General features: G+C 49.5%; 19 protein-coding genes. All 19 read left to right on the top strand.

Features of this window, described 5'->3' with window-relative positions:
- The first annotated feature begins 85 nt into the window (after positions 1 to 85).
- The 19 genes from EBA_RS21110 to EBA_RS21020 all read left to right on the top strand — a co-directional run bounded on the left by EBA_RS21110 (position 86) and on the right by EBA_RS21020 (position 21,322).
- Positions 86 to 4,048 (top strand): CHASE domain-containing protein, encoded by a 3,963-nt coding sequence (locus tag EBA_RS21110; RefSeq protein ID WP_192376545.1) that lies wholly within the window; start codon positions 86 to 88, stop codon positions 4,046 to 4,048.
- A gap of 91 nt (positions 4,049 to 4,139) precedes the next feature.
- A complete protein-coding gene (locus EBA_RS21105) occupies positions 4,140 to 5,183 on the top strand; it encodes a methyltransferase domain-containing protein (RefSeq protein WP_192376544.1) in 1,044 nt (347 codons plus the stop codon).
- A 102-nt stretch (positions 5,184 to 5,285) separates the two neighbouring features.
- Positions 5,286 to 5,912 (top strand): glutathione S-transferase family protein, encoded by a 627-nt coding sequence (locus tag EBA_RS21100; protein ID WP_192376543.1) that lies wholly within the window; start codon positions 5,286 to 5,288, stop codon positions 5,910 to 5,912.
- 28 nt (positions 5,913 to 5,940) lie between these two features.
- Positions 5,941 to 6,783 (top strand): glutamate racemase, encoded by an 843-nt coding sequence (gene murI / locus EBA_RS21095; protein WP_192376542.1) that lies wholly within the window; start codon positions 5,941 to 5,943, stop codon positions 6,781 to 6,783.
- A gap of 58 nt (positions 6,784 to 6,841) precedes the next feature.
- Positions 6,842 to 7,318: a cupin domain-containing protein gene (locus EBA_RS21090; RefSeq protein ID WP_192376541.1), complete on the top strand. Its 477-nt coding sequence runs from the start codon at positions 6,842 to 6,844 to the stop codon at positions 7,316 to 7,318.
- Positions 7,319 to 7,331: 13 nt separating this feature from the next.
- Complete coding sequence (locus EBA_RS21085; protein WP_192376540.1) at positions 7,332 to 7,613, top strand: antibiotic biosynthesis monooxygenase; 282 nt, start codon at positions 7,332 to 7,334, stop codon at positions 7,611 to 7,613.
- A 110-nt stretch (positions 7,614 to 7,723) separates the two neighbouring features.
- Positions 7,724 to 9,154, top strand: a complete 1,431-nt coding sequence (locus tag EBA_RS21080) for a dihydrolipoyl dehydrogenase family protein (RefSeq protein ID WP_192376539.1) — start codon at positions 7,724 to 7,726, stop codon at positions 9,152 to 9,154.
- 50 nt (positions 9,155 to 9,204) lie between these two features.
- Positions 9,205 to 9,888 (top strand): TVP38/TMEM64 family protein, encoded by a 684-nt coding sequence (locus tag EBA_RS21075; protein ID WP_192376538.1) that lies wholly within the window; start codon positions 9,205 to 9,207, stop codon positions 9,886 to 9,888.
- A gap of 21 nt (positions 9,889 to 9,909) precedes the next feature.
- Entirely contained in the window at positions 9,910 to 10,560 is a 651-nt protein-coding gene (locus tag EBA_RS21070; protein ID WP_192376537.1) for a DUF3047 domain-containing protein, read from the top strand.
- 194 nt (positions 10,561 to 10,754) lie between these two features.
- Positions 10,755 to 11,825, top strand: a complete 1,071-nt coding sequence (locus EBA_RS21065; RefSeq protein ID WP_192376536.1) for a DNA cytosine methyltransferase — start codon at positions 10,755 to 10,757, stop codon at positions 11,823 to 11,825.
- Positions 11,818 to 14,772 carry an ATP-binding protein gene (locus EBA_RS21060; protein ID WP_192376535.1) on the top strand — a complete coding sequence of 985 codons (2,955 nt, stop codon included), beginning with the start codon at positions 11,818 to 11,820 and terminating at the stop codon, positions 14,770 to 14,772. Before EBA_RS21065 ends, EBA_RS21060 begins: the two co-directional genes overlap by 8 nt.
- 3 nt (positions 14,773 to 14,775) lie before the next feature.
- Entirely contained in the window at positions 14,776 to 16,446 is a 1,671-nt protein-coding gene (locus EBA_RS21055) for a response regulator receiver domain (RefSeq protein ID WP_192376534.1), read from the top strand.
- A gap of 6 nt (positions 16,447 to 16,452) precedes the next feature.
- Positions 16,453 to 16,860 (top strand): very short patch repair endonuclease, encoded by a 408-nt coding sequence (locus tag EBA_RS21050; protein ID WP_192376533.1) that lies wholly within the window; start codon positions 16,453 to 16,455, stop codon positions 16,858 to 16,860.
- A gap of 141 nt (positions 16,861 to 17,001) precedes the next feature.
- Positions 17,002 to 17,232 carry a DUF2281 domain-containing protein gene (locus EBA_RS21045; protein WP_192376532.1) on the top strand — a complete coding sequence of 77 codons (231 nt, stop codon included), beginning with the start codon at positions 17,002 to 17,004 and terminating at the stop codon, positions 17,230 to 17,232.
- On the top strand, positions 17,229 to 17,633 hold the full coding sequence (locus EBA_RS21040; RefSeq protein ID WP_223146721.1) for a type II toxin-antitoxin system VapC family toxin: 405 nt from the start codon (positions 17,229 to 17,231) through the stop codon (positions 17,631 to 17,633). Before EBA_RS21045 ends, EBA_RS21040 begins: the two co-directional genes overlap by 4 nt.
- Positions 17,634 to 18,262: 629 nt before the next feature.
- A complete protein-coding gene (arsS, locus tag EBA_RS21035; protein WP_192376530.1) occupies positions 18,263 to 19,237 on the top strand; it encodes an arsenosugar biosynthesis radical SAM (seleno)protein ArsS in 975 nt (324 codons plus the stop codon).
- A complete protein-coding gene (locus EBA_RS21030) occupies positions 19,234 to 19,917 on the top strand; it encodes a TIGR04283 family arsenosugar biosynthesis glycosyltransferase (RefSeq protein ID WP_192376529.1) in 684 nt (227 codons plus the stop codon). The genes arsS and EBA_RS21030 overlap by 4 nt, the downstream gene beginning before the upstream one ends.
- Positions 19,917 to 20,708, top strand: a complete 792-nt coding sequence (locus EBA_RS21025) for a sterol desaturase family protein (RefSeq protein WP_192376528.1) — start codon at positions 19,917 to 19,919, stop codon at positions 20,706 to 20,708. Before EBA_RS21030 ends, EBA_RS21025 begins: the two co-directional genes overlap by 1 nt.
- Positions 20,705 to 21,322 (top strand): TIGR04282 family arsenosugar biosynthesis glycosyltransferase, encoded by a 618-nt coding sequence (locus EBA_RS21020; RefSeq protein ID WP_192376527.1) that lies wholly within the window; start codon positions 20,705 to 20,707, stop codon positions 21,320 to 21,322. Before EBA_RS21025 ends, EBA_RS21020 begins: the two co-directional genes overlap by 4 nt.
- Positions 21,323 to 21,372 lie beyond the last annotated feature (50 nt).

Genomic DNA, 21,372 nt, shown 5'->3' with positions numbered 1-21,372 from the left:
CCGAGCCGGCTGGCCGACATCCCTAGCAAAGTATTTAACCTATAATCGTTATCTTACTCTTGATGGTTTGTTGGATAGAAAACCAATGCGTTTGCACTTTTACCGAACTATTTTTCTGGCCGCCAGTATTGTTGTGACGGGTTGGGCCGCGTTGCGCCTGGCCTTGCCGCCGGGCTATGCCAGTCCGATTTGGCCGCCGGCCGGGATTGCGCTGGCTGCAGTGCTGCTCTGGGGTAACAAGATCTGGCCGGGGATATGGTTAGGATCGTTCCTGACAAACCTGTTCTATGGATACGAGATAAGTGGCTCTTTGACGCCGCAAACGGGTTACGTGGCGATGGGCATTGCGAGCGGCAGTACGCTACAAGCCTTGGCGGGTGCTTGGCTGTCGCGACGCTTTATGGCACCCGGTGTGCCGCGCCTTGATAACGGCAAAAACATTTTCAAGTATGTGTTACTGGTTGGGCCTTTAGGCTGCCTGATTGCCGCCTCTGTTGGCGTGTGGACTTTAGCGGGATTCGATGTTTTAACCCCTTCCACTCTATGGATTGCTTGGTGGAATTGGTGGATAGGTGACTGTCTGGGGACCATCATCATATCGCCTTTGGTTTTTTGCCTGTTTGCGGAGCCGAGAACGCTCTGGCACCCCAGGTTGTTGGGCGTGGCCGCGCCGCTACTTGCGATGTTGGCGGGCTTGGTCGTGACTTTCGTGCTGGTTTTACGAGCGGAAGACAGCCGGCTACAACTGCAATTCGACAACAATGCCAGCGCGCTCAATAAGGCCTTGGCAGAAAACTTTTCCGCAGTCCTGAACGCGTCATTTTCGCTCAATAGTTTTTTTCAAGCGGTCGGCGTGGTCGATCGGGACCAATTCGGTGTTTTTGCGCATGGTGTGCTGACGCAAAATAAGCATATTCAAGCGCTGAGCTGGGTATCGCCAGTCCCGAATGAGCAGAGAGCGTCTTATGAGCAGTCTTTCCGCGACCAAGGCTATAAGGATTTTACGATCAAGGAGCTGGGTGCGGACCGGCAGTTTATTAAGGCCCAGGATCGTTCCGAGTATTTTCCGGTTACTTACATCGAGCCTTTAGCGACCAATCAGCAAGTGTTGGGGTTTGATTTGAGTTCCGAGCCCCTCCGCAGCGAAGCCTTAACGGAAGCCAGGATCAGTCGTGCGGTTAGCGTCACCCGACCCATTCAACTGGTGCAAGACGGCCAACCCAGTCAAGGGGTGTTGCTGATCATGCCGGTATACCTTGCCAATGCTACAGGCATGGAGTCGACTTTTAGCGGATTCCTATCGACAGTGGTGCGCATCGAATCCTTAGTGAACGCTGCCATGCAAGGCTTAAATCTTGACGAGATGAGGGTGGCGATTCTCTATTACGATGCGGAAAACCACGCCACGCTGCTACACGGGGCACTTAAAGCCTTGAAGGCCAGCATAAGCGAGTCCAGACAATCCATTAATTTCGGCAATCGCAGGCTGGAAATTATTGTCCAGCCGGAAGACGTGTTTGTTTCGACGCATGCCTCGTGGTTGCCGTGGATGGTGTTGTTAGGCGGATTGCTGTTTACCATGCTATTAAGCGTGTACTTGCTATCGGCCACCGGCAGGGCGGCGATGGTGGCGGCACTGGTCGATCAGCGTACTGCTCAACTCGATACGGCAAACTTAAGCTTAAAGAATGCGTATAGCCGTCTGGCGGAGAAAGGCCAAAAGCTGCGAGACTTGTACGAACTATCGCCGCTAGGGATCGCCTTGCTGGATGTACACGGCAAATTCGTTGAATTTAATCATGCTTTTCAACGGATGACGGGGTATACGGCGGAAGAAATTAAACAGCTCGATTATTTGAGCCTATCCGCCGATAAACAGCAGGATTTAGATGAGCAATTGAATTGGTTAGCGAAAACCGGGCAATACGGCGCCGACGAAGCCACGTTTATACACAAAAGAGGGCGGCCGGTGTCGCTGCAACTGAGCGGCACCAAAGTCGCCGGTGCCGAGGGCCAGGAGTATATTTGGTTCATTGCCGAAGACGTTACGCAAGCCAAAGCCAATAAGGAAGTTCTGCGGCAAAGTGAGTTGAAGTATCGCAAGCTGTTCAATAGTTCGCATGATGCGGTGATGATGGCCGACAATAGCGGATTTCTGGATTGTAATCAGGCCACCTTGGATTTATTCGGCTATGACGCGGTCTCTGAATTTTGTCGCTTGCATCCCGGCAAGGTCTCTCCACCAAACCAAGCAGACGGTCGTGACTCGCTTACCTTGGCGAACGAATATATTGTCACTGCGATCAAAAACGGTCATTTGGAATTCGAGTGGTTGCATAGGCGCGCCGACGGTACTATTTTTCCCGCTCAGGTGACGCTGGCGCGGGTTAGCCTGGACGGACATTTGGTATTACAGTGTGTGGTGCGCGATCTTAGCGAGCGCAAGCGCGTGGAACAGGCCTTAATCGACGCCAAAGAAGCCGCCGAGAGTATGGCGGCATTCAAATCAGAGTTCCTGGCGAACATGTCTCATGAAATTCGCACGCCGATGAACGTGGTGATTGGTTTGTCGCAACTGGCTTTGAATAAGCCGGTATCTAACGAGGTAAGGGATTTTCTGCAAAAAATCCACGGCAGTTCGGTCAGCTTGCTTGGCATACTCAACGATATTCTGGACTTTTCCAAAATAGAGGCCGGCAAATTGGGTCTCGAACATGCGGAATTCAACCTGAATAGCGTGCTGGATAACCTGCATAATCTGTTTGCCTTATCCGCCGCAGAAAAACGCTTGGATTTCAAGATGGAGGTCGCGCCCGATGTGCCCTTCGGCTTGGTGGGTGATGGTCTGCGTTTGCAACAGATTCTCTCCAATTTGCTGGGAAATGCGCTCAAGTTCACCGAACAAGGGGGCGTCACGTTGCGGGTGGTGTTGCTTGATTTGCACGACGACCAAGCCAAATTAGGTTTTAGCGTTACGGATACCGGCATCGGCATACCGGCAGCAGATCTGCCCAAGTTGTTTCAGTCGTTTAGTCAGCTGGATGCTTCGATTACCCGCCGTTTCGGTGGTACCGGGCTGGGCTTGAGCATCAGCGAAAAGCTGCTGCAATCGATGGGCAGCGATTTTAATGTCGAAAGTAGTTTGGGGCAGGGGTCGAATTTTAGTTTTGAGTTATTGCTGGGCGTTGCCGCGCCGCAAGTCGGCTTGCCGGCGGCGCGACCAAATTCTGAAACCCAGGCGGGCGGCTTGGCGACGATGCTTGGTGAGCGCGGCGCCGCGTTGCGGGGTGCGCACATCTTGGTTGCCGAAGATCATGTTATCAACCAGAAAGTCTTGAAGGAGTTTCTGGAACTATGCGGGATTAGCGTCGATCTGGCCGGTAACGGCCAAGAAGCTTTGTCGTTGCTGCAAGACCATACTTACGACGCAGTGCTGATGGATGTGCATATGCCGGTGATGAGCGGCCTAGCTACCACCGAATATATACGCCGGAACCCCGCTTACAAAGACCTGCCGATTATTGCGCTCAGCGCCGGCGTGACACAGGAAGAGCGGGAAAAATGTTTGGCTAGCGGCATGAACGATTTTGTCGTCAAGCCGATTCAAGTCTTGCAGCTAATTGGTGTGTTGTGCCAGCAACTAGGACTAGGTAGCGCTAGTGCTTCGACCAGCGAAGCTTTTCAAAACCAGCGCGGCGTTTCCTTGTCTAGCCTAAAGGATTTGCCCGGTTTTGATTTCAGCAATACCCTGGATCTATTGGATGGTGATGAAAGTTTTCTGCTTGATTTACTCAATGGTTTTCGAACCAGCTCTGCCAACACGTTAACAGAGCTTGATGATTTACTGGGTAAGCGGGCGTTTCAGGCCGCGCGGGACATGCTGCACGGTTTGAAGGGAGTTGCCGCTAACTTGGGTGCAAGTAGCGTGGAATTGGCCGCAGCGAAATTTTTTCTTTCACTAAAGCAGGATAGCCTAAATCAAGCCGACTACGCCGAGTTTAGGCAGGTAATGACGGAAACGCTGACAGTGCTGGAATCTCTGGCATAACGCCTCGTCATATTTTGTCGGATGTTTGGCGCGTAGCAGTGGCTCTGTTGTCTCCAGCCATTTATCAATTTGTCAGCCTGCGGAGGGCGTCATGAATACCAGTATCGAGATCAGCGAATCGGTTCGGCACTATTACGGCGAAGTACTACAAGCCAGCAGCGATCTGAAAACCAGTGCCTGTTGCAGCATCGATGCGATGCCCGCTTATCTAAAAACCTTGCTGGCCGGACTGCATCCGGAAGTCTTGGAACGCTTTTATGGTTGCGGTTCGCCGCTACCGCCGGCCTTGCAAGGTAAAACCGTGCTGGATTTGGGCTGCGGTTCCGGGCGCGATTGTTACTTACTGTCGACTCTGGTCGGGCCGAGCGGGCGGGTAATCGGCGTGGATATGACGCCGGAACAGCTAGACGTGGCGCAGCGTCATCGCGACTGGCACGCCGAGCGTTTCGGGTATGCTAACGTCGAGTTTCTGTACGGGCATATCGAGAATCTGGCGGCAGTCGGTATTGCCGATAACAGCATCGACGCGGTTGTCTCCAATTGCGTGATCAATCTGTCGCCGGAAAAACCCAAGGTCTTGGCGGAAATCTTCCGGGTATTGAAGCCGGGCGGCGAATTGTATTTTTCCGATGTATTCGCCGACCGCCGTATTCCGGTTGAGTTGCGCCAAGACCCGGTGCTGCTGGGCGAATGTCTGGGTGGTGCGTTGTATTGGGAAGACTTTAGAAGGATTTTGCAGGATTTGGGCTGTCCGGATGTGCGGGTTGTCAAACAAAATCCCATCAGCCTGGACGATCCGGAGGTGGCCGCCAAGATCGGTATGGTCAATTTCAAATCGGTGACGGTGCGGACCTTTAAGCTGGAATTGGAAGATCGCTGCGAGGATTACGGACAGGTCGCATGCTATCTGGGTACTATCACCGAACATCCGCATGCGTTTGCCTTGGATGATCATCATTTTTTCGAAACCGGCCGGCCGCTCAGAGTGTGCGGCAATACGGCCGACATGCTGGCGGCGACTCGTTATGCCGCGCACTTTCAGGTGTTGGGCGATCAATCCCGGCATTTTGGATTGTTCGATTGCGCGCCCGGTCCGCAAGGCGAATCGGCAAAGGCCGACGGCGCTTGTTGTTGACGATGTGCCGAGCAAGTTGTTCGGCGTCGGGTTAAGTTTATCGGTGTAAAATTCCGCGCCATATTGCAGTTAGTTAATCCATTCAGCTAAGGAGAACGCACAATGAACAATCTGGTGTTTTATACCAATCCACAGTCGCGTGGACGCATCGTCCACTGGATGCTGGAAGAAATTGGCGAGCCTTACGAAACGGTCTGGCTGGAATTCGGCGCGACGATGAAAAACGCCGACTATCTGGCTGTCAATCCAATGGGCAAGGTGCCGGCGCTGAAGCACGGTACTGCGTTCGTCACCGAAACTGCCGCTATTTGTGCGTATTTGGCTGATCGCTTTCCGGAGAAAAATCTGCTGCCGGCCGCAAACCACCCGGCGCGCGCGGATTATTTCCGTTGGCTGTTTTTCGCAGCGGGTCCGCTGGAGCAGGCCGTTACTGCCAAGGCCCTGGGTTGGCAGATACCTGAGGGTAAAAATGGCTTTGTCGGCTTTGGCAGTTTTGAGGTGGCCATTGCTGCCGTCGAAAACGCGCTGTTGCCCGGACCGTATATTTGCGGCGAGCAATTTACTGCGGCGGATGTGTATGTCGGCTCGCAGTTGGGTTGGGGAATGATGTTTGGCACCATCGACAAACGGCCGTTATTTGAAGACTATGTGGCGCGCATCTACGCGCGTCCGGCAGCCCTGCAAGCTATGCGTCTTAACGAAGAGTATTTGCAACATCGCCAAGCCTGATCAATTCAATGATAGATAGTATCAATCCATGACAGCGTTGCGCACTGATGCCCCCATTGGCGTATTCGATTCCGGTGTCGGCGGTCTATCCGTGTTGCGGGCAATCCGTACGGAGCTGCCCAGGGAAGACTTGCTTTACGTGGCCGACTCCGGTTATGCGCCCTACGGCGACCGGGATGCGGATTTTATTGCGGATAGAGCGACCACAATTACCGAGCTACTGCTCGACGCTGGTGTGAAATCCATCGTGGTGGCGTGCAACACCGCCACCGTGGTCGCGATCGAAAAACTGCGTTCCTGGTGTCCGGTGCCGGTGGTGGCGATGGAGCCGGCCATCAAACCGGCCGCGCAAAGCACTAAATCCGGGGTAGTTGGGGTGCTGGCCACTAGCCGCACCTTGGCTAGCCCAAGCGTAGCCAGACTGTGCGCGGCCTACGGTAAAGATATTCAAATATTGTTACAAGCTTGTCCGGGTCTGGTCGAACAAGTTGAAAAAGCGCAATTGCAAGGCGCTGCGACGCGCGAACTTCTGGTCCGTTACCTGTTGCCGCTGCTGCAGGCCGGCGCCGATACTATCGTGTTGGGTTGCACACATTACCCGTTTCTGGCGCCGCTGATTCGCGAAATCGTTGGGTCGGACCTTACGATAATCGACCCGGCCAACGCCGTGGCAAAAGAGCTGGCGCGGCGTCTGCAAGGCAATCTTAGGCCTGATTCCAGCGAGCGAACCGCAGAGGTCAGCTTTTTTTCCAGTACCGCAATCCAAGAAGCCAGCCCTATCATGTCCGCACTCTGGGGTAGTCATGTGCTTGTTCACGAACTTACTCGGAGCGGCAAGGGCAAGCAGATCAATTCGGCTGCTTTGGGCTAGTGTCCACCGGATTTTTAATAAGCCGTTCGAGCCGGTTATCTTCCATTTGTAGGCCACCATGAACGATAAACACACCCCAATAGCCGTATCGGCGGCAGACGTCGAAGCACGGACCACATCACTCTATCCTGAACCGTTTGCCTCATTCATCACAGGGCGCGAGAAACGTCGTCTCGGCGATGTATTCGACCTGACAAATTTCGGCGTCAACCTAACCAAACTTGCCCCCGGTGCCCGTTCGGCGTTGCGGCACAGCCACGCGCGGCAAGATGAGTTTATTTACATATTGCAAGGCCACCCGACACTGGTGACAGATGCAGGCGAAACCCAGCTTGCGCCGGGGATGTGCGCGGGATTTAAAGCCGGCACCGGCAATGCGCACCAGTTGCTGAATCGCTCGAACGCAGATGTGCAGTACCTGGAAGTTGGCGACAGGACAGCCGGAGACGCGGTCATTTACCCGGATGACGATTTACAAGCGATGTCTGTTGACGGGAGCTGGCGTTTTGCCCACAAAGACGGCGAGCCCTACTAACGCGGGAATCTATATGCAACACGTATTAATCATTCATGAAGTTGCCGATTATCCGGCCTGGAAGTTGGTTTTCGATCAGGCGGCCGAAATCAGAAAGCGCGCCGGAGAAATCAGCTACCAGTTGCTGCGCTACGACGATGATGCCAATAACATCGTTCACTTTTCCGCTTGGTCTTCGCTGGACAATGCTCGGCGCTTTTTCGAGTCCCCGGAGTTGGTGGCAATCAGGGCACAGGCCGGCGTAAAAGCACCGGAATTTATCTATTTGCAAGAGCTGGAACGCGGCGTGCTTTAGACCCTGTGTTGCCTAACGCTGAACTTGGCAGGGAACGATACCGAATCCAAATTGCCTGAGCTGTTGCCGGATATGGTAATCACCGGCCATGACCAATCACGGGAGACAGGATGCGCAACGCAACAGAATATGATTTATGCGTCATTGGCGGCGGTGCGGCCGGCTTGGTGGCGGCTGCCGGAGCGGCCAGCTTGGGCGCCAAAGTGCTGTTAGTGGAAAAACGCGCCTTGGGCGGCGATTGCCTGCATGTCGGTTGCGTACCCAGTAAAACATTGATTCACAGTGCCAAAGTCGCGCAAATTATTCGGGATGCTGAGCGCTTCGGTATCGCCGCCTCAACGCCCGTCATCGATTTGTCCAAGGTGATGCAAAGGGTGCGACGCGTGATTGCGCAGATCGAACCCAACGACAGTCCGGAACGTTTTGCTGGTCTGGGAGTTGACGTCGTTTTTGGCGTCGGTCAATTTACCGGGCCAAACCTTTTTACTGTTAATGGCCGACAAGTCTGCGCCAAAAATTTTGTTATCGCTACCGGCACCGGCCCGGCAATTCCGCCGCTACCCGGCGTGGAAAACATCCCCTACCTAACCAACGAAACCTTGTTTGCAGTGAAAGAACCGATACCGCATTTATTGGTATTGGGCGGCGGACCTATCGGCTGCGAAATGGCGCAAAGCCTGGCCCGGCTCGGCAGTCGGGTGACGCTGTTCGATCTGGCGCCCCGCCTGTTGCCGCGCGAGGACGATGACATGAGTGCGGTGCTTTATCAGCAATTCAAGCAGGAAGGCGTTGATGTGCATCTGGGCATTAAAGTGCTGAAATTCGAGTACGCCAATGGCGAGGTGCGCGTGTTGCTGGAACATCCCCAACAAGGTCAATATCGGTTGAGCGGCAGCCACCTATTAATTGCGGCCGGGCGCAAACCCAATTTGGAAAATCTGGGGCTACGCTTGACCGGTGTCGAACTGGATAATGGCCGCTTGATATTGGACGCCCGGCTGCGCACCAGCAATAAAAACATCTATGCCTGCGGAGATGTTGCCGGCCCGTATTTGTTTACCCACATGGCCGAACATCAAGCCGGCGTGGTATTGAAAAATGCCCTGTTTCATTGGCCGAGCAAAGCCCGGACGCGCAATATTCCTTGGTGTACCTATACCGATCCCGAGCTTGCGCGGGTGGGATTGTCGGAAACCGAAGCCGTGGCGCAAGGTATTACCCATCGCGTCTATCGTTTCCCGTTCGCCGACATCGATAGGGCGGTAACAGCAGACGAAACTGTTGGCATGTCCAAAATTATCACCACGCCGCGCGGTAAACTGTTGGGTGCCTGCATTGTCGGACCACAAGCCGGCGAGCTGATCGCCGAATATGTGTTGGCGCTGGCTAAGGGCATGAGTGCTGCGGATTTGAGTAACACCATTCATATTTACCCGACACTGGCGCAAATCAATCGCCGAGTCGCCGATCAGAGTCTTAAAGAAGCGTTGACACCCCAGCGCAAGCGCTGGCTGAAATGGCTGTTCGGTTTAAGAGGCTGAGTAAACGTTGATTTAGGCGACCTTGCCGTTTCCATAGCAGGAGATTTGTCATGCAAAAACACACTTTAATTTGGTTGCTGGCCCTAACCATAGCTGCCTTTTTTCTGTTCGACGGCCCGCAAGTATTTAGCCTGGACAATATTCGCGAGCATCGGCAAGCGCTCACTGCTTTTACCGAACGGCATTACCTGGCGATGCTGCTGGCGTGCGGCATGGCTTATAGCCTTTCAACGGCCTTGAGCCTGCCCGGCGGTACGGTGTTGTCCTTATTGCTGGGCTTCTTATTCGGACGTTGGGTTGGCACGGGCTTGATTCTGATTGCCGCGACGCTAGGCGCCACGGCAGTGTTTTGGCTGGCCCGTTATTTATTGGCGGACTGGGCCAGACAGCGTTTGCAAGGTCACGCGCTGTCGCAAAAGCTGTTGGCCGGTTTTCAGGAAGATGCCGTCAATTACTTGCTATTCCTGCGTCTGGTGCCCCTGTTTCCGTTCTGGCTGGTGAATCTGGCGCCGGCTTTTACCCAAGTATCGTTGCGCACCTATGTGATAACCACCTTCATCGGCATCCTGCCGGGCAGTTTTATTTTTGCCAATCTGGGGCAGTCGCTGAGTAGTATCGACCGGCTGGATGATTTGTTTTCCTGGCAAACACTGTTGGCCTTGAGTTTGTTGGGCGGACTGTCTTTAATCCCGGTGTTGTCGAAACGCTTGCAGCCCAAGCGTTTTGGCGATTGAAACAATCTCTTGAGTCGGACCATGCTGTTTAAAACTTTATTGATACTTCTCTTGGCGATGTTGAACTGGGTGGCGTTGGCTGCGGAACCGGGTATGCTGCTTGGCGCATTCAGCCAAAGCCGCCTGGCTGGCTGGGAGCAAAAAAGCTTTAAGGGGCAAACGCTCTATAGTCTGCAAACCATTGATGGCGTCGGCGCATTGCAAGCCGACAGCCGTGCCGCGGGTTCCGGTTTGTTCAAGGAGCAGCGCATCGATCTGCAACAAACCCAGTTTCTGAACTGGTCGTGGCGAGTTGGGCAACCCTTGCGCGGCCTGAACGAACAAAGCAAGGCCGGCGACGATTATGCGGCCCGCGTTTATGTGGTGATAAAAGGCGGGCTGGCATTTTGGAATACCAAAGCCATCAATTATGTCTGGGCCGGCAACACCGCCAAAGACACCGTCTGGCCCAACGCCTTTGCCGGCGATCATGCGATGATGCTGGCCTTGCGCGGCTCGGAAGCGGCAGTAAATGTCTGGTTCCATGAAAAACGCAACGTCAGGGCCGATTTGCAAAAACTATTCGGCGAAGACATCCGCTACATCGATGCGGTGGCGCTGATGACAGATACCGATAACAGCGGTGGCCAGGCTTTGGCGTATTACGGCGATATTTGGTTTTCAAGGGATTGATAAGTTTCAGTAAAGCTATGAAATAGGCTCGCTCTGTAAAGAGCTTTATGTGCAACGCGAACTTTAATCGGTGGCTATCATTCGTCGAAAGCCTTTGTTGGCTGGAAGCAATGACGAAATGAAGTGAAGCCTTTCGACCTGTATCATCCATATTGCTCAAATTATGGTTCTCGGCTAAGGTATATAAAATTTGAATGAACGAATCAGTGATGGCAAGTTTAAAAGCAGTTGACTTTTTTTGTGGCGCTGGAGGCATGAGTTATGGCCTGCAAACGGCTGGAATTAAAATTCTAGCTGGAATTGATAACGACTATTCGTGCAAAGAAACCTATGAAACCAATATTACCGAAGCAAAGTTTATTAATAAGGATATTAGCGAACTAGAGGCCAATGAGTTAGGCAATCTATTAAAAATCAACAAAAATGATAATAATCTGATTTTTGCCGGTTGTAGCCCATGTCAATATTGGAGCAAAGTTAGAACTAACAAAACAAAAAGCTTGAAAAGCGCGTTTTTATTAAAAAACTTCGAACGCTTTATCGTTCATTTCCGGCCCGGTTTTGTTATAGTTGAAAATGTTCCCGGTTTAGCCACAAACAAAAAACAAAGTATTCTGCCTGACTTTATCGACTTTTTGCAGCGAGAAGGATACTCCTACAACGATGGCGTCATTAATGCTGTTGAATACGGTGTACCTCAAAAAAGAAAACGCTATTTACTTATTGCCTCGCGTTTAACCGACAATATAAGTTTACCCACCCCGGAACTTAATCCGAAACTTATCGTAAAAAATTATCTCGGTGTCGCGAATGGCTTTAATAAAATCATAGCCGGCCATAAAGATGAATCTGATTTTCAGCACACAGCCGCTAAGCTTTCGGAAGAGAATTTAAAAAGAATTGGCATAACACCAAAGTCAGGTGGAGATCGTTCAAGTTGGAAAGATAATAAAGTACTTCAAATTCCTGCTTATGAAGGAAAAGACGATATTTTTCGTGACGTATATGCTCGCATGTATTGGGATCGCCCGGCACCGACTATTACCACTCGATTTAATAGTTTTTCAAATGGTCGATTCGGGCACCCTGAAGAAGACAGGGCCATTTCCATACGCGAAGGTGCTACATTACAAACCTTTCCTAAGAGTTTTGTCTTTAAAGGTAGCAACATGGCTTGCCTAGCAAGGCAAATCGGTAATGCCGTTCCTCCAGAAATTGCCAGACGCATAGGCGCTCATATTATCAACATCGCTCAAAATGGCTAAATTCAAAACACGGGCACGCGCCGTCGATATGCTTGGCCGCCAGCAGATTGCCAACGTATCCACGGCAATTAGCGAACTATTCAAAAATGCCCACGATGCCTATGCCGATCATGCCGAAGTCGATTATTTCCGCTCGGATAATTTGTTAGTCATTCGCGATGACGGCATCGGCATGACGAAAGCTGACTTTGAAAATCGCTGGTTGGTTTTGGGAACCGAAAGCAAATATACCGCACAAAATCGTTCCATCGATACTTATCGCCCGTCAGGCAAAGCGGAACGGGCTGTCATGGGTGAAAAAGGCATCGGTCGATTAGCCATTGGATTGCTTGGCGAACAAGTTTTGGTGTTAACTCGCGCTCAGCGTGCGGATGGCTTACATGACTTAGTTATGTGTTTTATCCATTGGGGGCTATTTGAAATTCCAGTCATAAATTTGGATGAAATCGAGATACCGATTCGTGTTATTAGGGAGGACAAATTGCCCAGCAATATTGAGGTTGGTAGTTTAGTTCAGGAATTCAAGAAAAATATAGAGCTTTTAGAAAGAAGAAACATTGATTACGATTTCGGGCATATTGTAAAAGATTTAGATGACTTTCAAGTTGACCCGGAAAACTTACAAAGCTTTCTGTCCGGCATTTCGTTGGCAGAATCATCCGGGACTCATTTTTATATTGCACCAGCAAATCATACGATTTTGGCCGAGATTGAGCTGGATAAAAGCAATAATAAAAAAGACTTCTCGAAATATTTACTTGGTTTTTGCAACTCTGTTTTTTTGGAAAACACATCACCTCCAATAAAAGCTTCTTTTCGTTATTGGCCCTCAGATTCTGATAATGACGACTTGCTTTCTGATGGTGAATTTTTCACTGTAAATGAGTTGAATAACGCTGATCACAGAGTTTTTGGAGAAATTGATCATTACGGACAATTTCGGGGCTCTATAAGAATTTACGAAAATGTAACAGAAGACTACATAATCCCTTGGAAAGAAAGCGGAGGCAAGTTAACAGATTGTGGGCCATTTGATATTGAGTTAGGATTTGTACACGGCAATCAAAGGGAAAGCCGATTGGATCCTGCCGATTGGAAAAGATTAAGTGATAAATTGAATCTTATTGGCGGAATTTACGTATACCGAGATCGTATTCGAATTTTACCGTATGGAAATCCTGACGTGGATTGGCTTGAAATAGAGTTGAGACGAACAAAAAGCGCCAGCTATTACGTTTTTTCACATCGGCTAATATTTGGTGCCGTAAAATTATCCCGTCAAAATAATAGTTCTTTAAAAGAAAAGGCTGGTAGAGAAGGGTTTCAACAAGACAAGGCGTATCGGCAATTAAAAAATATTCTTATGAATATTTTTAATCAACTTGCCGCAGATTTTTTCCGCGAAGGCGGTGAGCGTGCAGAATATTTTGATGCGCGAAAAAAGGAATTAGAAAAACTCGAACTTGCTCGAAGAAAACGCGAAAAACAAGTTTCAACAAAACGTAAAAACTTAAGCGCTTCTTTGGATGGTTTTTTTCAACGTACTCAACAAGGCATACCGAATTTAGAAATCGAAAGCATTCGAAGCCACGTTAAGCACCGCATGGATAGCGCTGCAAAAATAACTGATCCCGATGAGGCTGCGGTTGCCTTACTCGATGCCGAGAAAGAAGCCAATCGAAGATTGTCGGAGTTACAGGAAAGTTACCGAATAGCCCGGCCTCGCGGAGTGGGGCTTTCCCGTCAATTGCAACGCGATTGGGAGGCTTATTCGACCGAAACACAGCGTCTGGAAAGTGAAATATTCAGGCCGTTTTCTGAAGAAATTACCCGGCAATTAGGCAATGTAGCAACTCAAGCCAGAATCTATATCGATCAACGCAAGCGTCTACAATCGTTAATCAAAGAATTAGCCGATAGTGAAAAAAAATCGGTTAGAAACGAAGCCGGTAAATTGAATAATACCGCTGAAGATACCCGTAAAGCGGCCACCAAAGTTGCCAGGGACGCGATTCACGAGCTCCAAAACACCATATCTAAAGTTGAAGCGGAATTTGCCAGTAAAGACTTTAACGGGTTATCGCCGGAGCAAACCGAGCAGGTGCGTAAGGACTTTGAGACGCGCATAGAAACTGTCAGTAAAAAGAATACTGAATCGCTTAGCAGGATTCGAGATGTATTGACCTCGGTTGCGGAAAACATGACCACCGATCCCGATATTACCCAGATCGATATGATGGAAGCCATGGATGAAGAACTGGAAACGCTAAGAGAGCAAGTCGATACCGACGCAGATTTGGTTCAATTAGGGTTAGCGGTGGCCGTAATCAACCATGAATTTGAGGCTGCAATAAAAGGTGTTCGCCGATCTTTACGGGAATTGCGTCCTTGGGCTGATTTGAATAGTAATTTGGCGCCACTTTATCAAGAAATTCGCAATAATTTCGATCATTTGGATGGGCACCTGAATTTATTTACCCCTTTGCAACGTCGTTTATATAGGAAACCAATCGAAATAAAAGGTAGCGACATTCTGCATTATGTGAAAACCCTATTTGATGTTCGATTAAAACGGCATGACGTTAAATTGTCTGCCACGGAGAACTTTACAGATATGGTTGCCCACGGTTTCCCTTCAACTCTTTATCCTGTATTCGTCAATATTATCGACAATGCCATTTTTTGGTTAAAGGATATGCAAGGTGAAAAACAAATTAAGTTAGATAGCGATGGAAAATCGTTTTTTATCAGCAATACCGGCCCAGGTATTCATGCTCGCGATTATGAATCTGTTTTTGAGCAAGGTTTTTCCCGCAAACCTGGCGGCAGAGGGTTAGGGTTGTTTATTTCACGTAAAGCGCTGAGAAAAGAAGGCATGGACATTAATATCGTTCCTTCTGATTCACCAGCAGGTGTTACCTTTAAATTAACATGGAAGGATGAGTAAGTTATGCAGCATATTCAAACGGTCAAAGAATTTTCAACTTATGCTGCAGCACAATTTATCAGAACTGCCGTTTTTATTGACGACAAGATTTATAACCGAAAAACAAAGGCTGTTGAACCGGAAAAACCTCAAAAAACAATCCGAAAAAGCGCTACAAAAAGTACAAATTCTGGAGACAATTTGCAGCTATTAGTTACACCTGAAGAATCTAATGAAAATCAAGATTTCCCATCGCAACTACTAGTAAACAGTTTTGCCAAGAAACAGATTGTTTGTTCTTTATATCAACCCGGAAAAGGAGAATCTTTTTCGAATGATTCTGATGTGTACGAACTCAGTTTAGCATCTGATATTGTAATAGTTGATTGGGATCTAGGTGGTACACCTGGAGAAAATGCGTTAGAGCTAATTTATTCGCTTGTTCATCAAAGCGTTGAAACAAAGCCGGAACAACTAAGGTTAATTTTGGTTTACACGGGTGAAAATAACCTCGAAGATATTGCAAGCAACGTTTTTGATAAATTAACATCCGCAAGTAAGGAAAATATTGAACCCCAAAAGGAGGACGAGGGGCTATCCATGCATTCTTCAAATTCGAGAGTGGTTATTCTTGGTAAGCCGGAATGTCATCGCATTGAAAAATATAAGACTCACGAAGTACATCAAAATGACCTAGCGCAAAGATCAATAGAAGAGTTTGCACGACTTGCATCCGGGCTTCTACAAGGCGCTGTTTTATTAGGTCTTGCAAAAATTAGAGAAAATAATCGTAAAATTTTACGGAAGTTTGATGAATCTATAGATACAGCTTTTTTGTTGCACAGGGCGATGTCGTTACCCGATGAGGAAGCGTTTGAACACATACATCCTCTTCTTGTCGGCGAGCTTCAATCAATTCTTCAAGACTGTTTACCGGGTCAAATAATTACGGACGCTTTAGTTTCGGACTGGTCCTTTAATAAATGGAGGCCAAATAATACAGGACTTGACCTACTCCCCCCGGAGACAAATGCCAACGAATTTATCGAAAAATTTCTTTTGTTTGGGCCTGATTTAGGGTTGCATATGAGTCAAGTACCATTTTCAATCGCAAGAAAGAAAGGCGAAAATTGGGTATGGAATTTCGATAAAAAGAAGATAGACAAACTCGCAAGTCTTATGTTTCAAGAGGACGAGAGGCTTTCAAATCATAGATTGGCGATGCTAATGAGCAATCGGACCGCATATGGAAATCAAAAATATTTAACATTCGGCACGATTATTCGAGAAAAAGACATAGATACCAATCAATATTTACTTTGTATACTTCCAGTGTGCGACACTGTTAGACTTGAAAAAATGCGCCGATTTATCTTCTGCACTCTAGAGATTAAAAATACAGATAATGGAATTAATAATGAAAACTTCATTGTTGAAGACAATAATGAAATTAAGGGACTATTTTGTTCGTCGAAACCATATGACTGTATTACTCTTGAGTTTGAGCCACATTTAGAAGAAAAAAGAGTCTTGGCTGAAAATGACGAATTTACCTGTAATAGTAATGGCAAGAATTATAAATGGATCACTCAGCTTAAACCAGATCACGCCCAACGAGCTGCAGAAGATTTTTCTAGCAAACTGTCGCGAGTAGGCTTAACCGAATCGGAATGGCTTCGATTAATGTCGAAATAAGCGGCTATGGACGTATTGACACCTGAGCAGCGCCGAAGGTGTATGGGTTCAATCTCCGGCAAAAATACCAAACCCGAGTTGATCATTAGAAAATTGCTATTTAGTTTAGGCTATCGCTACCGCCTGCATTATTCAAACCTTCCCGGCAAACCCGATCTGGTATTTCCCGGCAAAAGAAAAGTTATTTTTATACACGGTTGCTTTTGGCATCGACACGACTGCAGCAAAGGAAACTCTATGCCTACTAATAACTCCGAATTTTGGCAGAAGAAGCTCTCAGATAATGTAATCAGGGATTCAAAAAATAGTAATGATTTAAAGAAATTGGGCTGGGAAGTCTTTGTTGTCTGGACATGCGAATTAAAGAACGTGGAGCTACTGGCAATAAAATTAAATTTATATCTTCAAACGTAAGACGTTTTTTTACTGGCAGCAATGTTCTAATATTTCTCTAAATCCGAACAGTTTCTATGAAATTATCTTTCATCTACAAAGCAGTTGAGAGAAATAACACAATGATTTTCAGTGTAAGCAGAGGCTTAGGAGCTTAGCTAAATGACCATCGCCGACACCATCTACCAACACGTCAAGGCCCTGCCGCCTAGCAAAGCTCTGGAGGTTTTACATTTCGTTGAGTTTCTGGAATCCAAATCCGACGCTACACCGGAACCCTCAGCCAACGAAGCCTTGGCCGCTTTTCTAAAAAGCCTGCCGGTCGGCCGGCGTAGCGATGCGGACATCAATGCCGAATTTCAAACCATGCGCGACGAATGGGATCAACCGTGAAACTGTTCCTGGACGCTTGCGCTGTCATTTATTTGATCGAGTCGCAACAGGAACAAGGCCGACAAACCCGCTTGCTGGTGGATGATGCTCGGAAATCGAACGCGCAATTGGCCATATCCCGGCTGTCGCTTCTGGAATGCCGGGTATTGCCGTTGAAATCCAAAAACTCGGCATTGTTGGATTTTTATGACCGTTTTTTTCGGCTGCCCGGTTTGGAAATTATCGAACTAGATACCACCGTCATCGATATAGCTACTGAGTTGCGCGCCAACCACCCCGGTTCCTTACGCACACCCGATGCCATCCAACTGGCTTGTGCTATAACGTCCGGCGCGGATCAGTTTTTGACGGGTGATAAAAAGTTGGCCGCTATCGAATCCGTGAATGTCATTGTTGTTTAACCGAGGCGCTTTGTAATGAAAACACAATTTGCCCGGACAATGCCGTACTCGAGCAACTGCTGGCTTATATCCAAGCCAAAACCACTACGTAAGGAATTGCCAAAGCGATTGAGGAATACATTCGGTTTAAGTCACGTCAAGAGTTGCTAAATTGCCTTGGGATGGTCGATATTGAGGACAACTGGCAAGCATTGAGGGATTTGGAACGTCCGTCATGAAGCCGGTGTTGATCGACAATTGTGCTGGATCGCTTTTTTCCAAGCAAGAAAGGGTTATTTGGGTGATCAGGTTGCGGTGTTAATTGAAACCAACCAAGCTGCAATAACCAAGGTGATCATCGCGGAATTGCTGCATGGCGTTAAGCAAGAAAAGGGGATTCAGCGCTTATGATTACAGTTCCTTTATTACCTGCCAAGCGAGGATGTCGATTGGATCGCGGCCGGAATGTTTGCCCAACTATTGCGTGCAAAAGGTTTAACTTCCCGTTGAGAGACGTTTTGATTGCCGTCGTTGCCCAAGGTCAGGGAATAAACTTTTTTCCCTGGATAAACATTTTCAGCAACTTCCGGCGGGGCACTTTTGCGATCAAGAAATTGGTCTGGTGTAGATAAGATTAATCAAGGAACAACATGCACGACATTCGCCCCTTATTGAGCAACAACGATTTTCCGGCCATTTTCCGCAAGCCGCTGGAAATCCTGCAAATCAATCTAGGCTATCTGTGCAATTTGAGTTGTGTACATTGCCATGTCAATGCAGGGCCGAAACGCACCGAGATGATGGGCGACGACACCTTGGCACAAGTGTTGGCGTTTGCCGAGGCGGCGAATATTCATACCTTGGATTTAACCGGTGGTGCGCCGGAAATGCATCCGCAATTTCAGTATTTGGTGCGCGAGGCGCGCGCTAAGGGCATTAAGGTTATCGACCGCTGTAATCTGACGATTTTGGAAGAGCCCGATTTCGCCGGGTTTGCTGAGTTTCTGGCCGAGCAGCAGGTGGAGATCGTCGCTTCGCTGCCTTGCTATTTGCAGGAAAATGTCGATAAGCAGCGCGGTAAAGGCGTGTTCCAAAATAGTCTGGCGGCCTTGCAGCGCTTAAACCGACTGGGTTACGGTCAGCCGGATAGTCGGTTACAGTTAAACCTGGTGTTTAACCCGCAGGAGGCGGTATTGCCGCCGGATCAAATTAACTTGGAACACGCCTACAAACAGCACCTGTACCAGCATTACGGCATTGTGTTCAATCGCTTGTTTGCCATCGCCAATATGCCGATCCAGCGCTTCGGGAGCATGTTGGTCAGCCAGGGGCGGTTTGAGGACTATCTGAGCCTGCTTCGAAACAGTTTTCGTGCCGAAAATTTGGCCGGTTTGATGTGTCTTAATACCATCAGCATCGACTGGCAGGGTTATGTATACGATTGCGATTTTAATCAAATGTTGGCCATGCCTCTGGCGGCGACAGCCGAACCGCGTCCGCATATTAGTGAGTTGAACACATTGGCATTACACGGGGCAGTGATCGCTACGGCCGCGCATTGTTACGGCTGTACCGCCGGTCAAGGCAGTAGTTGCGGCGGGGCTTTGGATGCGCATAAACAATGACGCCGCAAATCAGTATTATCATCCCAGTCATCAACGAGGCCGAGCAGCTTGCCGAAAAATTGCAAGCTTTGCAGGTGCTCAGAGAGCATGCTGAATTGCTGTTGGTCGATGGCGGCAGCAATGATGCTAGCCCAACTGTCGCCGAGCCCTTGGTCGATCAAGTTTTGTACAGTGCGCGCGGCCGAGCCCGGCAAATGAACTTGGGCGCACAGCAGGCGCAAGCTGAGGTGTTGTTATTTCTGCATGCCGATACTCAGCTACCGGACCGGGCGGTGGAGTTGATACTGTCGGCGGTCGAACAAGGCGCGGCTTGGGGACGTTTCGATGTGCAATTCGATAGCCCTCTAGCCATGTTTAAGTTGATCGCCTGCCTGATGAACGTGCGTTCCCGGCTGACCGGCATTTCCACTGGCGATCAAGCTATCTTTATCACCCGCTCGGCATTTCAGGCTGTGGGCGGTTTTCCGCACATCGCTTTGATGGAGGATATTGCCATCAGCGCGTCGCTGAAAAAACTCGCTGAGCCGCACTGCCTGAAGGCTAAGGCCGTCACGTCCGCGCGGCGTTGGCAACAACACGGTATCCTCACTACCATCTTATTGATGTGGCGCTTGCGGTTACGGTATTTTTTCGGGGCCAATCCGGACGATTTGGCGGCGCGGTATTATCGGAGGCAGTGATGGAAGCAATGGTGCGCTTGGGCGTGTTTCTCGGGATTTTCTTATTCATGGTGGCTTGGGAGTGGTTTCGGCCTAGGCGGCAATTAAGTTTGACGCGGCGCAGGCGTTGGTCGGTTAACCTGGGCTTGGCGATTTTAAACGTCGGTGTGATGCGGCTAAGCATCGGTGCGGCGGCCTGGCTGGCGGCGATTTGGGCTGCCGAGCAACAAATCGGTTTGTTCCATCTGGTGCCAGTGCCGCATTGGCTGTCGATAGTGCTGAGCCTGTTGCTGCTGGATCTGGCGATTTATGCCCAACACGTCGCCGCGCACCGCTGGCGCTGGTTATGGCGTTTGCATCAGGTGCATCATACCGACATGGATTTCGATACCACCACCGCGGTGCGCTTTCATCCCTTGGAAATCATGCTGTCGATGTTTTACAAGGTCGTCTTGGTGGTGTTGCTGGGTGCCGATTCTTTCGCGGTGATTGCTTTCGAAGTGATCTTAAACGGTTGCGCGTTGTTTAATCACGGTAATGTCGGCTTGCCGCTTGTGGTCGAGCGCTGGTTGCGCTATGCAATGGTGACACCCGATATGCATCGTATTCATCATTCTGCTTTTCAGCCGGAGACCGATAGCAATTATGGTTTCTCGCTGTCGTGCTGGGATAGGTTATTCAATACCTATTGCGGGCAGGCGCGCACGACGCAGACCGCAATGACGATAGGCTTGGACGAGTTTCGCGATAGTGCCGAGCTGGGCTTTGTCGGCCTGTTGGCCTTGCCGTTTCGGCGGCTACGCGGTAGATGAGCTATCTGTTTCCGGGTTGCGCCTTGTTGATTTTCTGCAAAGCGCCGGTGGCTGGTCAGGTCAAAACCCGGCTGCAACCGGCCTTGAGCGCTGAGCAAGCGGTTGCGGCGCATATCGAATTGACGCGTTTTACCTTGGAGCGCGCCTTTCGGCAGCCTTTGTGCGAAGTGCGATTGTATTGCGCGCCCGATTCTGAGCATGGGTTTTTTCAACAATGTGCCGCAATTTATCCGTTAAGCTTGCATCACCAACAGGGTGCGGGCTTGGGCGAACGCATGCAGTCCGCATTTACCGAAGCGTTGCAGGCTTATCAGCATGTGGTATTGATTGGCTGTGATTGCCCCAGTTTGACGATCGAAAATCTGCAGCAGGCATTTGCCGCGTTGATCGACGGCGCGGATCTGGTACTGGGGCCGGCGGACGACGGCGGTTATGTGCTGATTGGCATGAGCCAGTCGCAAGCCGAGTTGTTTGTGAATATGCCCTGGGGCAGCAATGCGGTGATGGCGCAAACCCGACAGCGGGTGATCGAGGCAGGTCTGAAATTGCACGAGTTAGCCGAGCAGTGGGATGTGGATACCGTCGACGATTGGCGTCGATTTCAAAGACTTTAAGCGCTTAACCGTGAACCAAGTGTGTAAGACTATCTGCTGACTGTCTCAGC

It is taken from the genome of Methylomonas albis, assembly GCF_014850955.1.
Taxonomy (GTDB): Bacteria; Pseudomonadota; Gammaproteobacteria; order Methylococcales; family Methylomonadaceae; genus Methylomonas; species Methylomonas albis.
Note: the sequence above shows the minus strand (reverse complement) of the source record. Positions and strands in the feature narration are given on the sequence as shown.